The sequence below is a fragment of the Pseudomonas sp. AC463 genome (assembly GCF_979253585.1).
Window position 1 is genome coordinate 1 of record NZ_CEEDDZ010001136.1, and the last position, 238, is coordinate 238.

The 238-nt window shown below is 66.8% G+C and carries 1 protein-coding gene; it reads left to right on the top strand.

What is annotated here, in order from left to right; all coding sequences use genetic code 11:
• Window positions 1–238 (top strand): hypothetical protein (locus AC0IYH_RS33845; protein WP_471838842.1); only part of this gene is annotated, 238 nt, incomplete at both ends.

Sequence of the window (238 nt, forward strand, 5' to 3'; positions counted from 1 at the left end):
CGCCTCAGTGGCGTAACCCTCGCAAGGATCGCACCCGACACCCTCCTCAGCGGCTCTACAGAGCCCGAGCAGCGCCTGCCCGATACATTCAGCGCCTACTTGCAGGAACTGGTCATACGCACCAGCTTCGGCCACTCGCCCCTGCTGCTGCCCGACACCCGACTCGACACCGCGCCACAGGCTGCACCGCCGCCCGGCTTTTTCGCCGGTTATCCGCTGCGCAGCAGTGAGGGTGGCT